Genomic DNA, 16,162 nt, shown 5'->3' with positions numbered 1-16,162 from the left:
CTCTCGGTAACGGATCGCGCTCGGTCGTCTCGGGTGGGTAGTCGATGCGGTAGTGATTTTTAACGATCGTCGATCGCGGATCGCAACGCCTTACGCCGTCCGTCTCCGACCCGTAGCTATGAGCACGATTCGAGTCGTCTGGGGGTCCGCCTCGGGTCCCACGGCGATGTCTTCGTACGACGCCGCCCTCGCGGAGGCTGGCGTCGAGAACTACAATCTCGTCTCCGTCTCCTCGATGATCCCGGCGGGTGTGGACGTCGAGGCTGTCGGCACCGCACCCGATCTCGGTCCCGCGGGTGAGCGTTTGACCGTCGTCGAAGCGCGGGCGACGACCGCCGAACCGGGGCGAGTGAGCGCGGCACTGGCGTGGTCCCAGTCGATCGACGGCGGGCCGGGGGTGTTCTACGAGACCGCGGGCGAGATGGACGGCGACGACGTCGAACGCCGCGTTCGCGAGGGATTAGCGTCGGGACAGGAGCTCAGAGACTGGCAGTTCGACGAGCCGTCTGTGATCGTCGAAAGCATGCAGGCAGACTCCGGCACCCACACGACGGCCCTGGTGCTTGCGATCTACGGCGACAGCGATCCCTTACTCTGAGATGAGAGTGCCCGAAGGCGAACGTTTTTCACCCCGTACAGACTATGGTAGAGACACACACTTCTCATGAACGGAAATACGCCGTACGCAGGGCTGCCGGGGGAAACGGGTGCTGGTCAGCGTGCAGCGGCGGACGTTCCTGATCTCTCGAACACCCAGAAGCGAGTGCTCAACCGCGACGTTTCGCGGATCGCCGCCCGCACTCGCGAGTTCCTCCCGGACGAATACATCGTCGACGCCGACATCTCACGGGGAATCGCCGGCCCGGAGGTCACCGTTGCCGTCCGGCCACCGGTCGGCCATCCCGTTAGTGCCGGCTTTACCCCGGAACTGGAGGACGCCCCCGAGGAAGTCATCACGGCCGACGAACGAGACGAAGTCGCCCGCGGCCTCGCCGCAAGCGCCGCCTTGCAGGTCAAACAGGCGGTCAGTGACAACGTGACGCCGACCGGGAAATAAGTCGCGAACGCCAACCGCCGACCCCGATCGTTCTTCGCTGACACCGACAGCCTCGATATCGTTTCTTTTGGTATCGAACCGACGCGTACCGTCAGGTATGATACCAGTCAAAACGCTCATGTATTCGCATCCAAAACCCGAATCATGGTCCTCCAGCGTCCCCGTGCTGTCTCCCTCCTCCTCCTGATCGTCCTCGGAATCGCCGCACTGTGGAGCGCCGTCGCGTTCACCGAACCCAAGCCGGACACGGTTCGCCAGTACACGGCCGTCGAGGTGAGCCACGACGGCGAACTCGTCCTGACGGAGGTGGACTCCGGAACGGAACGACGCCCTTCCGCGGTCAACGTCGACGAGAACGTCGTTTGCCTGCCGAGTCTCACCAGAGAGTGCTCGCTCGCTCACCAGGAGTACGACGGCGAGATCAACGCCACCGGGCTCGGGTCCACGTTCAGCCACGCGTACCTCGACGGCGAGTTCTACCGAATCAGCGCCAACAGAAGCGCTAGCCTCGAGTTCGAGTTCGAACGAGTAGAACCCGACACCGCACTCGATCGGCTCGCGATCGATGCTGACCAAGTGACCGACGCGGAACGAGAAGCGATCGAGGACGGCCAGTCCATCACCACAGAACCCCCCACGAACGTCAACCGGATCGTCGAACACGAGGGACGGTACTACACGATCCAGCAGACCGGCTATAAAACGTACGGCGATAGCGGATCGTTCTGTGGCTCGAGCGGCGACGACTTCTGCGACCGCGCCGACTACGCCCGGTGGAGCGGTCTGCTCACCCTACTCGTTCTCGGCGTTCTCGGTGTCTTGGGGACCGGAACCGGCGGCGTTGGTCTGATCAGAGCGTTCCGAGACGCCGACGACCGGGAGTGAGCGCGCCGCGAACTCGCCTCTCGTTTCCCGGCGGTCCCGCTCAGTACAGCAGTTGCTCGAGCTGGTGGCGTCGGCGCTCGAGATCGATCGCCGGTTCGATCGAGGAGTCACTGACGAGGCGATCGATCGTTAACAGCGGATCGACGCCTTGGCGCTCGACGGCCAGCAGCAGCGCCTCGATCGCCTCGCGGTTGGTCGCGAGCGACGAACACAGATCGAGCGCGAGTGCAAGCGGCACCGCGCTCGCGGCTCGAGTCGGAAACGCCTCGCTGATCGACGAAAAATCGGGATCGTCGCGATCGCTCGTCGCGTCCGTCGGTGCGGGATCGACAGTGAGACAGCGTGAACAGATCGCTACCGCAGACGCGGTCTCGGGTGCGTGTTCGCGGTACTCATCCGGGATAGAAACGGCGATCGTCGACTCGGTTCCACACGCTGAACAGGCCATCGGCCGGGATTACTGGTCAGCCGTGGGCGATCGGGCGGCGGTACTCGGCTGACTCTCCTCGACGGTCGACACGGCGTCTTTGGCCGCGGCGTCGGCTTCCGCCTCTGCCTCGGCTTCTCGTGCTTCTCTCTCTTCCTGTTCTTTTTTGTCCTTGATCTTTTTCAGGCGGAACGTCTCCTCGCGTTCTTGCTCTTCGAGTTTCTGCTCGATGTACTCCTGACTGTCGTAGAGATCCGGAAGGAGTTTGAACTCGAGTGCGTTGACGCGGCGTTTGGTCGTCTCGATCTCTCGAAGCATTTTCTTCATCGCGGTTTCGACCTCTGCGGCGAGGATGATACTCTCCAGAAGATCCTCGTAGGCCTCGGCGGCTTCGTCGATGCGGGCGGAAGTTCCCATAATCCCGTAGCCACGCTGATCGAGCGTTTTGGAGACGCGTGAGGACTCGATCTGTGGGACGACCACGCCCATGATGTTCTTGGATTCGGTGGTGATCTCGGGATGTTCCTGCAGCGCCGCGGCGGCACCGCGAACGGCGACATCACCCTCCATCGCTCGGGCCATGTTGATCGTCTTCTGGGCCGCCTCGTAATCGTCTGCGAGGTCCCCACGAACGTCCTGTGCTTTGTCCAGGATGTCCATGAACTCCATGATCAGCCCGTCCCGCTTCTTCTCTAAGGTCCCGTGCCCGCGCTCGGAGAGTTCGATCCGATCCTCGATCTCCATCAGGTTCTTGCGGGTGGGTTTTACGTCCTTGGCCATCTTGTGGGGGGATTGCGCCCCCAGTCGGATAACTGTTTACAGTTTTGCTCGGCGCTCGCGTCCCGGGTCGGGAGTCCAGTACACTCACGATGGTTCGTCCGCGGTCCCGAATTCCACACCGGCTGGGCTAGCCGAGAAACAGGTCGACCATGTCGCTCGTCTTGCCGCCTTTGTAGAGTTCGGCGTATCCACAGTTCGTACAGGAAACGACGCGAAACCGACGGTTCTGGATGTCGAAGAACTTCGAAAGTCCGGTCCCCGTCGTCGAGATGTCATCGACCTCCGTTTCGGTGTGGCCACACTTCGGGCAGCCGTCTTCGTTGGGCATACGCTTCCGTACTCGTCAGACAGCAAATGTTTTGTGTCCAACTGGTTTACTGGAGATCGACGGTGGAATCCATGGCTGGCGGTACACTGGTCGTGATCGTGTTGCTCCTCGTGATCTTCACATTCGCACTCTACGCGCTCATCGAGAGCGAGACGTCGAACCCGGAGGTGGTCGATCGGCAGGCGGCCGAACGCGAGGCCAAAGAACAGGGTGGACTCCGACGAACCCCCCGTCGAACGGGGGCGGACGAGAACCGACGAGGTCGGACGGACGATCGGGGATCAACGGCGAACCGGGACGAGGAGGACCCGGATGGGAACCGCACCTTCTGGGACGAGCGCTGATCCGTGTCCGGGTGGTATCCTACGACGTCGCTTTCGATGGGAAAACCGAACGTAAAAAACCCCGATCGAGTCAGTCGTCAGCCGTCGCTTCCGCGAGTTCGGCCTCGTCTTCGCGGTAGTGCTCCGCGATGAGGTCTTCGTCGATCCGGTTGAGAGCCTCCTTCGGTAGCATCGAGAGCAGGTCCCAGCCGAGTTCGAGCGTCTCCTCGATCGTTCGATCGGTGTCGTACCCCTGCTGGACGAACTCCGTTTCGAACCGATCGGCGAAGTCGAGGAACTTGTTGTCCCGTTCGCTGAGTGCCTCGCGACCGACGATGTTCACGAGGTCGCGCAGGTCCTCACCCTCGGCGTAGGCGGCGTACATCTGGTCGGAGACGTCGCCGTGGTCGGCGCGGGTCAGGCCCTCACCGATCCCGTCGTCCATCAGCCGCGAGAGGCTTGGGAGAACGTTGATCGGCGGCTCGATCCCCTGACTGTTGAGGTCTCGGTCCATCACGATCTGGCCTTCCGTGATGTAGCCGGTCAGGTCAGGGATCGGGTGGGTGTCGTCGTCGCCGGGCATCGTCAGAATCGGAAGCTGCGTGACCGATCCCTCGCGACCCTCGATACGGCCGGCACGCTCGTAGAGCTGTGCCAGGTCGGTGTACATGTATCCGGGGTAGCCACGGCGACCCGGAACCTCCTCACGTGCGGCACCGATCTCTCGCAGCGCCTCACAGTAGTTGGTGATGTCGGTCAGGATGACCAGCACGTGGTAGCCCTTCTCGAATGCGAGGTACTCCGCCGTCGTCAGCGCGAGTCGCGGCGTGACCGTCCGCTCGACTGCGGGGTCGTCCGCTAAGTTCATGAAGACGACCGATCGCTCGAGCGCGCCGGTGCGCTCGAAGTCCTGCATGAACTCGTTTGCCTCCTCCTGGGTGATGCCCATTGCGCCGAAGATGACTGCGAACTCGGTGCCCTCGTCGTCGTCGCCCTCGTCCTCTTCCGGCACTGTCGCCTGACGGGCGATCTGGAGTGCGAGTTCGTTGTGGGGCAATCCCGAACCCGAGAAGATCGGCAGTTTCTGGCCGCGAACCAGCGTGTTCATCCCGTCGATACCGGAGACACCGGTCTGGATGAACTCCTCGGGATACTCCCGGGAGTAGGGGTTGATCGCTTCGCCGACGATGTCGATGCGCTCGTCGGGAACGATCTCCGGGCCGCCGTCGATCGGGTTTCCGGAGCCGTCGAGGACCCGTCCGAGGAGGTCCTCGGTGACGGGCATCTTCATCGTCTCGTCGAGGAAGCGAACGGAGGCGTTACGGTCGATTCCGCCAGTGCCCTCGAACACCTGAATCGCGACGAGTCCCTTACTCGATTCCAGTACTTGTCCGCGCAGCGTTCGGCCGTCGTCGGTTTCGATCTCGACGATCTCGTCGTAGCCGACCGGCTCGTCGACCTCGGCGAACACCAGTGGACCGCTGATCTCTGTGATTGTCTGGTACTCTTTCATGGTTAGTACAGTGCGCTGATCTGCTCGGAGAGGTCCGATTCGAGTTCGTCGATGAACTCGTTCCACTCCTCAGCGACCCCCATCCGGTTCAGTCGGGGTGCCGCGTCGACATCGGTGATCTCTTCGACCGGGACGCCGGCTTCGAGCGCATCGAAGGCCTCGTCGTTGAGTGTCTTGATGGCACCCAGCATCCGGTAGGTCTTCTTCGGATCGCAGTACGTGTCGACGTCGTGGAACGCGTTCTGCTGGAGCCACGCCTCGCGCAGGTAGCGTGCGACCTCGAGGGTCAGCTGCTGGTCTTCCGGCAGCGCGTCCTTACCGACGAGCTGAACGATCTCCTGCAGTTCGTCTTCTTCGTCGAGAACGTCGACCGCCCACTGGCGGCGCTCGGGCCAGTCTGCCGCGACGTTGTCGCGGAACCACGGGTCGAGTTGCTGGCGATACAGCGAGTACGACTCGTTCCAGTTGATCGACGGGAAGTGGCGTCGTTCCGCGAGGTCCGCGTCCAGCGCCCAGAACGTTTTGACGATACGTAGCGTGTTCTGGGTGACTGGCTCGGAGAAGTCCCCACCCGGCGGAGAAACGGCCCCGATGACCGAGACCGAACCGCGGGTGCCGTTGATGTTCTGGAACAGGCCGGCGCGCTCGTAGAACTCCGACAGCGAGGCTGCCAGATAGGCGGGATACCCTTCTTCGCCGGGCATCTCCTCGAGTCGGCTCGAAATTTCGCGCATGGCCTCCGCCCACCGGGAGGTGGAGTCGGCCATCAGCGCGACGTCGTAGCCCATGTCACGGAAGTATTCCGCGATCGTGATCCCGGTGTAAATGCAGGATTCACGGGCGGCGACGGGCATGTTGGACGTGTTCGCGATGAGGCACGTCCGCGACATCAGCGGCTTGCCGGTCTTCGGGTCTTCCAGTTCGGGGAAGTCCTCGATAACCTCGGTCATCTCGTTGCCACGCTCGCCACAGCCGACGTAGACGACGATGTCCGCGTCGGCCCACTTGGCGAGCTGGTGCTGGGTGACCGTCTTCCCGGAGCCGAACGGGCCGGGAATCGCGGCCGTCCCGCCTTTGGCGATCGGGAACAGACCGTCGAGAATCCGCTGTCCGGAGACGAGCGGAATCGTCGGCGTTTCCTTCGTGTCTGCGGGGCGGGCCTCCCGAACGGGCCACTCCTGGTGCATCTGGATCTCGGTGCCGTCTTCGAGCGTCGCGATCGTCTGATCGACGCGGAACTTGCCGCTCTCGATCTCGTCGATGTCGCCGCCCTCGACGTCCGGCGGAACCATCACTTTGTGGGTGATGCTCTCGGTCTCGGGGACTTCACCGATGATGTCACCGGGCTCGACCGTGTCACCGGTCTCGACGGTCGGCGTAAACTTCCACTTCTTCTCGAAGTCGATGCCGGGCGCGTCGACCCCGCGGTCGAGGAACGCCGATCCCATCTTCTCCTCGAGTTCGTCGAGTGGGCGCTGGACGCCGTCGTAGATGGCGTTTAACATCCCCGGTCCGAGGTCGACGGAGAGGGGTTCGCCCGTGTTCTCGACGGGTTCGCCCGGGCCGACGCCGGAGGTTTCTTCGTACACCTGAATCGTGGTCAGGTTCCCTTCGATCTCGATGACCTCGCCCATCAGTCCTTCGTCGCCGACGTAGACGACGTCGTTCATCCGGGCGTTGAGGTCCGTGGCGGTCACGACCGGACCGCTCACGCTTTCGATTACACCGTCTTCGTCGACGGTCTCGATGTCTTCTGCCTGGCTCATAGTGTTACTCGCTTTCGTCCTCGTCCATCAGGTCGATACCGATCGCTCGTTTGATCTGTTCGCGAAGCCCGCCGCCAGCGCCGCTGCCACCGATCGTGACGACGACCGGTTCGACGCTCGTCTCGACGTCCTGGCGCACGTTTCGCGACAGGTAGTCGAGGTCCTCGTCGTGCATCACCACGATGCCGACGCCCTCGTCGCCCAGCACCTCGGTGACGGCGTCGTCGAGCGCTGCGTCTTTGTCGTCGTCCGGCACGTTCTCGAACCGGCGAACGCCAGCGAGGCGAAAGCCGGTCGTAAACTCCGGACTGCCGACGACTGCGATTTCCTGGCTCATAGAATCACCAGCTCTTCTTCGATTTCGCTTTCCGAGAGACCGACCTCTCGCCCGCGCGCGATCGCGCGAATGTTTTCGACCTCGCGTTCTTTGGCGAGGATGTACGAGAGCACGGCCGAAACCGAGGTCGGATAAATGCTCGAGAGTGTGTCCGCGTACTCGAGCAACGCAGCGTCTAGTGCGTGCTCGAACTGGATAAGACTGTCAGCTTCGCGCAGCCGATCCAGGGCCTCGGACAGCCGATCACCGTACCGTTTGTCCTCGGCAATATGCTCGACGAGTTCGTCTTCGGCGCCGATGAGGCGGTTCAGTTCCGCCTGATCGAACAGGACGCCGCCCTCAATGTAGTAGGCTGCCGGGTCGAGGTTGGCGCCGCTCCGTGCGAGGCGCAACGCGTTCCGGAGGTTTCGGAAATCGATCTCCGCCTGCAGGAACTCGATATAGAGCGCCTCTGCCCCTTCTTCCGGCTCGCCGTACTGCCGGCTGACATCCTCGAGCAGGTGCTCGTAGAACTCTCGGTCCAGTGCGTTTTCGATAGGGACGAGTGCGCCCGTCTCTTCGAACTCTTCGTAAGCCGCGGAGAGTGGGTCGTAGTAGATTGTCCGGTTGAGCACTTCGATCGCGTCCTCGATCGTATCGACCTCGAGCAACCGGTTGATCGTCGCCTCGCCGAGTTCGCCGGCTCGGATCAGGTCGGTCTGGATCTCTTCGGGATCGGTTTCGGTGTAGATCCCTCGGATAATCGTCTTGATGTTCCAGACGTCGAACTTTCGGAGGTACCGAGCGATGAGGTCGTAGAGCCGCCCCTCCGACCAGTCGAGCAGATCCTGGAAGTGCTTTGCAAGATTCCGGTTCAGGGCGTACTCGATCAGGTCGACGCCGGAGAACCGGGCCCCGAGTGCATTGATTTCGCGTTCGTACTCGGTCTCCTCCATAAACCGTGCGATCCCGCTCGGCCCCATCCGGATCAGCTTTCGATAGTCTTCGTCCGAAAACAGCGACGCTCGGCGCGACCGAACGCGAGCATTCACGTATTCCGGATTCGAGGCGCCTACACTCATTGTTCGAAGAGTCGGTTACTGATCTCCCGGAGGTTGTCCTCCCAGACGTCCTCGAGGACCGAGTCGAACGTGTTATTGACCCGGACCCGTGACTGTTCGCTCTCGACGACGACGCCGCCGAGACAGTCGTATTCGCCGGCGAACTGGTAGCCGTCGTAGTCATCGACGATCGACTCGAGCAACTCCTCGTCGTCGGCCCGACCGTAGACGCTGACGTCGTCGTCCTCGTCGAACTCGTCGCTCGCGGCGTCGAGCAGGGTCCGCGTCAGCTCCTCACGGGCGTCTCCTTCGAGGGCGGCGATTTCCTCCTCGACCTGTTCGCGAACCTCCCCGAGGACGTCGCGGCGGGCCTCCAGGCGCTGCTGTTTCGCCTCCAGTTTCGCACTGGAGAGTCGCTGTTCGCGTAGCTGCTCGATCTCGCGCTCGCTCTCCCGCTCTGCGGTGGCGAGGATCTCCTCGGCCTCCTCCTCGGCGGCCGATTCGATCTCTTCGGCGCGCTCTTCGCCCTCTGAGCGGATATCCTCCGCACGCGCGCGGGCTTCTTCTCGAATGTCTTCTACGACTGTGTCTAAACTCATTGTGAGAGAAGGGGACGCGGTTGTTAGACGATGAAGATGACGACCAGTGCCAGAATCACGAGCGTCTCGGGAAGGACGGTCATAATCAGGCCGGGGACGAACATGTCGTCATCCTCAGCGATCGCTCCGACCGCGGCAGCTCCGATTCCGCGTTCGGCGTAACCGGCACCGAGCGCAGCGAGTCCGACGGCCAGGGCTGCGGCACCAGGGCCTGTGATCGATGGGGACTCAGTCATTTCTCCGTTTTGCAGTACGATATTTGCCATTTCCGCGATTTCAAGTTCCATTGTATTCAGTCCTCACTGTGGTTTCGATCGTCTCCGAACGGTTCGTAGTTCTTTCCACCGCCCTCATAAAACTTCCCAAAGAACTCGACGTACTCGAGCCTCACACCCTGTAATCCGGCACTTGTGATACCAAGTAGCAAGACTACTATGTGTCCGACGACCAACAGGACGAGTCCGAAGACGAGTGCGATCGGGCCCATGTGGATCAGGCCTTCGAACATCACTTCGCCGGACTCGTGAGTGTAGTCAGTCCATGGGGCGAGGAAGGGGCGCGTTCCCTCTTCAGTTTCGATTCCGCCGAACACCAGGAGGTTGACGACGAACGCCATCCCACCCTTCGCGAGCAGGACTGCCGCCATTCGGGCGTAGGAAACGCCGTGTGCGAACGGAATCGCGAACTCGGCGAGTTCGACGGGATCCCCGATTGCGAGCAGGACGATGCCGATGATGACCAGCAGGAACGGCAGCGTCAGCGTAAACGTCTCGTAGCCCGAGATTGCGATCGGCAACGGGATGTCGGCGATCGCCATCATCGGGAAGCTGCTGAACCCGAAGTTGAACGCAGCGCCGTCGAAGATCTCGAACAGGAAGTCGGGCTTCGCGCCCGCTCCCTGCGGTGTGAACACCCAGATCCAGAGCCCGTTGAGCATCAGGATCCACGAGCCGCTGTGGGTGATCGCGCCCCAGAGGCCGTGTCCGTGCTGGATATTCTCGATGAAGTCCAGGATGTACGCGATGTTCAGGTGGATCACGCCGAGCAGGACGCTCACGACGACCCACGTGATCGCGAAGTTTTCGGTCGCCGGCGAGAGTCCCTTGTCTTCCATCGGCGGGTGGCCATCGAACAGGATGTAGCCCAGTTCGTGGATGCCGAATATTTCTCCGAACATGATGCCGAAGAAGATCGTGAACGCGCCAGCCCACATCGCGACGCCCCCGAGGCTCGTAATCCCGGGGCTGTCGAAGCTCTGGTACATGTAGAACCCGATCAACACGTACAGCAGCCCGTACCCGACGTCGCTGATCATGAAGCCGAAGAACAGCGGAAACGTCAGGAACAGGAAGATCGTGGGGTCGAGTTCGTTATACTTCGGTCGGTTGACCGCCTTCACCAACACTTCAAACGGCTTGGCCGCCGACGGGTTGTCTTGGACGGTCGGCGGCTGGTCGCCCATCGTGATGACCGAGCCACCATCGGTGACGGCCGTTTGCTGCTGGCTGTCCTCCGACGCCGCATCTGATTCGTCGTCGCCTGCAGCCTGCTCGCCCTGCTGGATCTCTTCCGTGTGCGAGCCGCCGTGGCGATCGTAGCTCGCCCGCTCTAGTTCCTCGATCTCGATGCCGTCTCCGACGGCGTCTTCGAGCGCCCCGACGAGTCTGTCGTACTCGCCGCTCGGAATCCACCCCTCCGCGATGAAGGCGTGATCGCTCGTCGCAAACTGCAAGGGTGCTTCCGCCCGCTGGACCTCGATCGTCAACTCCGCTTCGAGACGAAGCAGGAACGAGCCCTCGGTCCCTTCGATCTGGTCGAGTTCCGCGTCGATCTCGTCGATCTTCGACTCGAGGTCGCGCTGTCGCGTCTCGAGTTCGTCGACGTACGCCGCGGGACTTTGATCGGTTTCGGGTACCTCGTATCGGGTCAGTTCGACGCCGACGAGCGCGTCGTCGATGACGCCCGGTCCGGCACCTTCGGTAGGTGCAGCGACGACCGCCACGATATCGCCTCCGGTAAACGTCTCGAAGGCCCGAATGTCGTCGGATGCGTCGACGGCTGCCTCGATGGCCTCCCGTCGGCCCTCACCGACGAGAACCTCGACCGATTCATACCCCGACAGCAAGTCGAGGTCGATCCCGAGTTCCGCGAAGGGCGCGACGCGGTCTATCTTTTCGTCGACCTGACGGAGTTCCTCGCTGACCTCGCTTCGCTGGTCGTCGAGTTCGTTGACTCGCGTTCTGATCTCTTCGAGTCGCGCCTCCCAGTCGTCGCCGATCGGTCCTGGCTGGGCGTCGGTTTCCGCCAGTCCGAGCGTACTCTCGAGTGCCCGGACGGTCACGAGCTCCTCGGAGGCGTCGTCAGCACCCTCGATCGGGTTGCCGTTGTCGAACCCCTCCCAGGAGCCGTCGTAGTCCGAGAGGTGAACCAGGTTCAGCTCGTGGATCGTCTCGATGACCGTGGGCATGACGCCCTTCGAACCGGTCACCGAAACCTTGCTCATCCGTTCAGGTCTGAGCATGAACGTCCTCCTGGAACAGTTCGACGACGTGTTCGGTCACTTCGTCGACCCGGCTCTGGGCGCGCTTGGCGAGCGCCTCGCGCTCCTGTTCGCCCTCTTCGAGGACGCGTTCACACTCCTGATCGATCTCTTCGCGCGCCGCCTCGAGACGGCGCTCTTTGAGATCGCGTGCTTCTTGTTCCGCTTCCGTGCGAATGTCCTCGGCACGTTCCCGGGCCTCGGTGATTCGCTCGTCGCGGTCGTTCTGTGCCAATGCGACGATCTCGTCGGCCTCTTCTTCCGCCGACTTAATTCGTTCGAGAACCTCTGGCCTCGGCATACTCTAAGCAATCGGATGTTTGCCAGAGCGCGTATATGGTAGTTGCGAAAGCGACTCGCCAATTCCGTGCGTTCTGGCGGAGTATTTGTCGATTACTTTCGAGACAGAGACGACCGGATCGTCCCGGTCCGATCACGCCTCGGCGGGAACGGCAGACATATCCCGATCGGATCGAAATACTTCGGTAATGGGAGTTCTCGAGAACAAGGCTCGTGCCCGACTGTTCTACAAGTACCTCTCCAAGGTCTACGATCGGGTCAACCCCTTCATTTGGACCGAGGAGATGCGCTCGGAGGCACTCTCGTTGCTCGACCTCGAAGACGACCTGACCGTACTCGACGTCGGCTGTGGCACCGGCTTCGCCACGGACGGACTGCTCGAACACGTCGACGAAGTCTACGCGCTCGACCAGAGCGAACACCAGCTCGAACAGGCCTACGCGAAGTTCGGCAAACGCGGCCCGCCCGTCCACTTCCACCGAGGTGACGCCGAACGACTCCCGTTCGCGACGAACACGTTCGACATCGTCTGGTCCTCCGGTTCGATCGAGTACTGGCCGAACCCGATTCTCGCGCTTCGGGAGTTTCGCCGCGTGCTGAAACCGGGCGGACAGGTCCTCGTGGTCGGTCCAAACTATCCTGATAGTTTCCTCGCGCAGCGGCTGGCCGACTCCATCATGCTGTTTTACGACGAGTACGAGGCCGATCGGATGTTCAAGACTGCCGGCTTCGAGGACGTCAAACACCTCTTTCAGGGTCCCTCCTACGATCCCGATGTCGCGATCACGACGATCGGACGGTCCCCCGAATAATCCCTCGGTCGACGGGACTATCCACGCCCACGCGTCAGTTTGCGGTCGCTTCGAGCGTCCTGACGTGTCGCTTTTCGACCGCCAGCGTGACCGTGACCGTATCGCCGGCGTCAATCGGCGGCCCGTTCGTCCCGGCGACGACGAGACTCACGCGCTCGCCGGCCCGCCATTCGGAATCGCTCGCCGCGTTGAACGCTCCTGTCGGTGGCCCGTCGAAACCGGGTGCCCCGGCGAACGGCACCGGCGGCTGTTTCGTCAGGTCCTCGTCGTTGACCGCGATCGTCACCGACAGCCGCTCGACGTCGATCGGATCGCCCGCGAGGTGATCGATCGCGACGACGGACCGATCGCCGTCGACGGTCAGGTCGAACGCCGCCATCGATCCTCCAGCGTCGATCGACCACGCGCTGACGCCGACGGCGATGATGCCGGCCAGTCCGACGGTCAGCGCTATCAGCAAGACGACGCCGACGATCGGCGTTACCGCCCGCTGCTCGCGTTGGCGGTCGTCCCTCGAGCATTGGGGGAACGATTCGTTCACACCCCGTCCTGGTCGCCCGTTCCCGGATAAACGTACGCCTGGCGGCGCTCGTCGTCAGCTTTCGGATACCGTCACGGCGATGCTACGATCGTCTGTCTCCGCCGTCAGTTCGTACGTCCCTTCCGGCGGGATGATCCAGATGGTCCCGTCCCCGTCGGTCTCACCGACTTCGAATCCGTCGATCGTGACCGTCGCGGTTTCGGGGTCGCCCGTCTCCGAGTCGGTCACAGACACCGACGCCGGTCCATCCGCCGGCGTCTCGTTGAGCGTCAGTTCGAGACCGTCGTCGGCCCAGCGCGTTTCCGTTTCCGTCGGCAGCGACGCGTAATTCAGTATCTGGACTTCGCGGTGGACGGTGGCCGTCCCGCCGTCGAGATACGCGACGAGGCTGCCCTGATCGTGCGAGGCCTGAATCTGGTACAGATTCACCGTCGTGTGCTCGTTGATCGTCGGCGAGCGGCTGGTTTCGACCCCCCACGGGTACAGTTCGCTCGCGTACTCGTAGGCGTCGGTGATATCTTCGAATTCTGTAACCCACGCCTCCCGGCGATTGTCGAATCTGGTCGCCTCGCGAACGTAGTTTCCGTCGAGATACGAGAGGCTGTACCCCGTTTCGGAGGTTCTAATCGCGATAACGGCGTCGTCAGTCGCTTCACCCGTCGCCGCCCGATCGAGATACGCCCGTACCGGCGTCCGGTGCATCGCGAGTTCGTTCTGGTCGTCCTGTACCGACAGCGAGTAGCCGGAGACTTGATCCGCCCGGGCTTCGACGTCATCGAGGGCATCCGAGAGTACCGCCGCCTCGTAATAGTTCTGCAGTACGATCTGGAGCAGTTCGTGTGTCGACAGACTGCCCGCCGCGTGGTCCGTTACGGCGGTCTGTTCTCGCTGTTCGAGTTCGTCACTTCGGTTCTTGAGACGGTCGTACGCTGTCTCTACCTTCGCCTCTCGTTCGTCCGGCCCCGCTTCCTCGAACTCCCGATCGAGCACCGTATACTGATCGTAATCAGTTCGTAACTCGGTCTCCGTACCCGCAAGTACTGACCCGAAATCGGCCCCGAACTCCACGTAGTCGCTTCTGACTTCGCCTTCGAGCGGGAGACGGTTGGTCGTTCTCTCGGTTGCTGTCTCGTTGACCGTCCGGTTCAGTTGCTCGGCTTGCAACTGGGCAACCGTTCCGGTCTCGGCCCCGAGTCCAGTACTGGGTCCCGCTGCGACTGGAACCCCGACGAGTGACGAGACGAGAAGCACCGCGAGGAGGATGGAGGGCGTACCGTTCATCGAACCAGCATACGAACTCCTCATACAAAAACAGGTCGCACTCGAAACTTTCGCGGTTGCTGACGGGTAAACGCGTGTTACCGTCGTTTTATGGCTATTCCCGTCGTTTCGCGAGCGTTCGAGTCGCCGTTCTTTCGACAGAGACCGTTCAGCGCCGACGGTAACGCCGTATTTTTCGATGGAAAGGGTTTTTTCCCCCGGGCGACCACCGTGTTGGTACGCATGCGGGTATCCGCCGCCATTTCACTCGCCCTCGCAGCCCTCCTCGCGATGTCCCTCTTCGGGGCGGTGGCCGCTGCACCGACCGCCTCCGGCTACGGACCCGACGACGGTTCGCTGGACGCCGTCGGTGACGGGGCGCTGTCAGCTGTCGAAACCGCACCTCTCGCGGCCGGTCCCTCGGCCGCCCCGACCCTCGCTACTACCCAGTCCGCACCCGACGAGGTCGACCCCGGACAGGTTATCCGAATCAATATCAGCGACGACGGCGACGCGACCTGGACGATCGAGAGTCGCTTCCTCATAACGAACGCGGACGACGAAGCCGCGTTCACCGAGTACGCCGACGCGGTGACGAGCGGCCAGCGCGACGTGACCTACGACGCCCAGCAGTTCGATCGGTTCCGCCAGAACGCCCAGCGATCGACCGGTCGGGAAATGACGATCGAAAACGTCGGCTGGGACGACCCGCGTCTCCTCACACCCGCGGAGGCGGGCCTCGACGAGCAAGCCTTTCCCGAAGCCGACGACGAACCGACCGGCGACGAACCGGCCGGCAACGAAACGACCGGCAACGAAACGGCAGTTCGCGTCGGCGTGCTTTCGTACTCGTTTACCTGGACGAACTTCGCCACCGTCGACGAGGATCGAATCTACTTCGGTGATGCCTTCGAAACCGACACCGGCGTCTGGCTCTCGCTGAACGACGGCCAGCGTCTCGTGATCGAGTCACCGTCCGGGTACGCCCTCGAGACGCCGAGTACGCTCGAGTGGGACGGTCCCTATCAGTTCGAGACGGACGAACTGCAGATCGTCTTCGTTCGGAGCGCCGGCGGGCCGGCACCCGGCGTCTCGGGGTGGATAATCGCCGGCGTTGTCGGTGCCGTCCTGTTCGCCGGTGTCGGCAGCTACCTCCTCGCTCGGCGCCACTCGCAGGTCGACTTCCCGGAACCCGTCGATCGACTCCCCGATCGCGTCGGGAAACTTGCGATCGTCGGCCGGCTTCGATCGCGCGTGTTCGGTGGGGACCCCACACCGGCTTCGGCGGACACCGATGGCGGCTCGCTTCCACCAGACTCCGATCGCGACACCGGATCCGGCCGTCCCGGCGAGACGGAGACAGAACTCGAGTTCGAGGAGGATCGCGACGAGGAGATCGATCCAGAACTGTTGAGCGACGAGGAACGCGTCAGCCGAATGCTCAGACGAAACGGGGGCCGGATGAAACAGGGCTCGATCGTCTCCGAGACCGGTTGGTCGAACGCCAAGGTTTCGCAATTGCTCTCGAAGATGGACGAAGACGGCGAGATCGAGAAGCTCCGGATCGGCCGTGAGAACCTTATCACGCTGCCGGAAGTTGACCCGACCGAAGTGGAATAAAATAGCCGCTCGCTCACGCTGTTCGCTCGCGGTGC

General features: G+C 62.4%; 19 protein-coding genes. 6 read left to right on the top strand and 13 right to left on the bottom strand.

All coding sequences use genetic code 11. The features are described from left to right. The first annotated feature begins 118 nt into the window (after nucleotides 1–118). The 3 genes from AC6I6L_RS11005 to AC6I6L_RS10995 all read left to right on the top strand — a co-directional run bounded on the left by AC6I6L_RS11005 (nucleotide 119) and on the right by AC6I6L_RS10995 (nucleotide 1,942). Nucleotides 119–598 carry a pyruvoyl-dependent arginine decarboxylase gene (locus AC6I6L_RS11005; protein ID WP_497917808.1) on the top strand — a complete coding sequence of 160 codons (480 nt, stop codon included), beginning with the start codon at nucleotides 119–121 and terminating at the stop codon, nucleotides 596–598. A gap of 66 nt (nucleotides 599–664) precedes the next feature. Continuing rightward, on the top strand, nucleotides 665–1,057 hold the full coding sequence (locus tag AC6I6L_RS11000; RefSeq protein WP_497917807.1) for a DUF5811 family protein: 393 nt from the start codon (nucleotides 665–667) through the stop codon (nucleotides 1,055–1,057). 144 nt (nucleotides 1,058–1,201) lie between these two features. After that, the gene (locus AC6I6L_RS10995; protein ID WP_497917806.1) at nucleotides 1,202–1,942 is read left to right on the top strand and encodes a DUF8127 domain-containing protein; all 741 of its coding nucleotides are present in this window, start codon (nucleotides 1,202–1,204) and stop codon (nucleotides 1,940–1,942) included. Nucleotides 1,943–1,982: 40 nt separating this feature from the next. On the opposite strand, the gene AC6I6L_RS10990 is transcribed toward AC6I6L_RS10995, so the two are convergent. The 3 genes from AC6I6L_RS10990 to AC6I6L_RS10980 form a co-directional block, all read right to left on the bottom strand. Next, nucleotides 1,983–2,390: a DUF6276 family protein gene (locus AC6I6L_RS10990; RefSeq protein ID WP_497917805.1), complete on the bottom strand. Its 408-nt coding sequence runs from the start codon at nucleotides 2,388–2,390 to the stop codon at nucleotides 1,983–1,985. Nucleotides 2,391–2,399: 9 nt separating this feature from the next. Next, nucleotides 2,400–3,149, bottom strand: coding sequence for a V-type ATP synthase subunit D (locus tag AC6I6L_RS10985; protein ID WP_497917804.1), 750 nt, complete (start codon nucleotides 3,147–3,149; stop codon nucleotides 2,400–2,402). 127 nt (nucleotides 3,150–3,276) lie between these two features. Next, nucleotides 3,277–3,477, bottom strand: coding sequence for a zinc ribbon domain-containing protein (locus tag AC6I6L_RS10980; RefSeq protein WP_497917803.1), 201 nt, complete (start codon nucleotides 3,475–3,477; stop codon nucleotides 3,277–3,279). 71 nt (nucleotides 3,478–3,548) lie between these two features. On the opposite strand from AC6I6L_RS10980, the gene AC6I6L_RS10975 reads away from it, so the two are divergent. Beyond that, nucleotides 3,549–3,821, top strand: a complete 273-nt coding sequence (locus AC6I6L_RS10975) for a DUF8143 family protein (protein ID WP_497917802.1) — start codon at nucleotides 3,549–3,551, stop codon at nucleotides 3,819–3,821. A gap of 70 nt (nucleotides 3,822–3,891) precedes the next feature. On the opposite strand, the gene AC6I6L_RS10970 is transcribed toward AC6I6L_RS10975, so the two are convergent. From AC6I6L_RS10970 to ahaH, 8 genes are read right to left on the bottom strand one after another with little or no spacing between them, the layout of a single operon-like run. After that, on the bottom strand, nucleotides 3,892–5,313 hold the full coding sequence (locus AC6I6L_RS10970) for an ATP synthase subunit B (protein WP_497917801.1): 1,422 nt from the start codon (nucleotides 5,311–5,313) through the stop codon (nucleotides 3,892–3,894). Nucleotides 5,314–5,315: 2 nt separating this feature from the next. Next, nucleotides 5,316–7,079, bottom strand: a complete 1,764-nt coding sequence (locus AC6I6L_RS10965) for an ATP synthase subunit A (RefSeq protein ID WP_497917800.1) — start codon at nucleotides 7,077–7,079, stop codon at nucleotides 5,316–5,318. A 4-nt stretch (nucleotides 7,080–7,083) separates the two neighbouring features. After that, nucleotides 7,084–7,416, bottom strand: a complete 333-nt coding sequence (locus tag AC6I6L_RS10960) for a V-type ATP synthase subunit F (RefSeq protein WP_497917799.1) — start codon at nucleotides 7,414–7,416, stop codon at nucleotides 7,084–7,086. Beyond that, complete coding sequence (locus AC6I6L_RS10955) at nucleotides 7,413–8,477, bottom strand: V-type ATP synthase subunit C (protein WP_497917798.1); 1,065 nt, start codon at nucleotides 8,475–8,477, stop codon at nucleotides 7,413–7,415. The genes AC6I6L_RS10960 and AC6I6L_RS10955 overlap by 4 nt, the downstream gene beginning before the upstream one ends. Continuing rightward, nucleotides 8,474–9,055 (bottom strand): V-type ATP synthase subunit E, encoded by a 582-nt coding sequence (locus AC6I6L_RS10950; protein ID WP_497917797.1) that lies wholly within the window; start codon nucleotides 9,053–9,055, stop codon nucleotides 8,474–8,476. Before AC6I6L_RS10950 ends, AC6I6L_RS10955 begins: the two co-directional genes overlap by 4 nt. A 23-nt stretch (nucleotides 9,056–9,078) precedes the next feature. Then, a complete protein-coding gene (locus AC6I6L_RS10945) occupies nucleotides 9,079–9,342 on the bottom strand; it encodes an ATP synthase subunit C-like protein (protein ID WP_497917796.1) in 264 nt (87 codons plus the stop codon). A 5-nt stretch (nucleotides 9,343–9,347) separates the two neighbouring features. Continuing rightward, nucleotides 9,348–11,576, bottom strand: a complete 2,229-nt coding sequence (locus AC6I6L_RS10940) for a V-type ATP synthase subunit I (RefSeq protein WP_497917795.1) — start codon at nucleotides 11,574–11,576, stop codon at nucleotides 9,348–9,350. After that, on the bottom strand, nucleotides 11,563–11,895 hold the full coding sequence (gene ahaH / locus AC6I6L_RS10935) for an ATP synthase archaeal subunit H (protein WP_497917794.1): 333 nt from the start codon (nucleotides 11,893–11,895) through the stop codon (nucleotides 11,563–11,565). The genes AC6I6L_RS10940 and ahaH overlap by 14 nt, the downstream gene beginning before the upstream one ends. Before the next feature lie 187 nt (nucleotides 11,896–12,082). Here ahaH and AC6I6L_RS10930 point away from each other — a divergent pair, with 187 nt between their 5' ends. After that, a complete protein-coding gene (locus AC6I6L_RS10930; RefSeq protein WP_497917793.1) occupies nucleotides 12,083–12,706 on the top strand; it encodes a methyltransferase domain-containing protein in 624 nt (207 codons plus the stop codon). Nucleotides 12,707–12,740: 34 nt separating this feature from the next. Here the strand turns inward: AC6I6L_RS10930 and AC6I6L_RS10925 are convergent, their stop codons facing one another. Beyond that, nucleotides 12,741–13,247, bottom strand: coding sequence for a type IV pilin N-terminal domain-containing protein (locus AC6I6L_RS10925; RefSeq protein ID WP_497917792.1), 507 nt, complete (start codon nucleotides 13,245–13,247; stop codon nucleotides 12,741–12,743). 54 nt (nucleotides 13,248–13,301) lie between these two features. Next, nucleotides 13,302–14,528, bottom strand: coding sequence for a DUF7096 domain-containing protein (locus tag AC6I6L_RS10920; RefSeq protein WP_497917791.1), 1,227 nt, complete (start codon nucleotides 14,526–14,528; stop codon nucleotides 13,302–13,304). 222 nt (nucleotides 14,529–14,750) lie between these two features. Here AC6I6L_RS10920 and AC6I6L_RS10915 point away from each other — a divergent pair, with 222 nt between their 5' ends. Further along, nucleotides 14,751–16,127 carry a helix-turn-helix transcriptional regulator gene (locus AC6I6L_RS10915; protein WP_497917790.1) on the top strand — a complete coding sequence of 459 codons (1,377 nt, stop codon included), beginning with the start codon at nucleotides 14,751–14,753 and terminating at the stop codon, nucleotides 16,125–16,127. Nucleotides 16,128–16,162: the final 35 nt, after the last annotated feature.

This window comes from Halosolutus sp. DAT137, from assembly GCF_059736405.1.
This window is presented reverse-complemented; position numbering and strand designations above follow the sequence as displayed.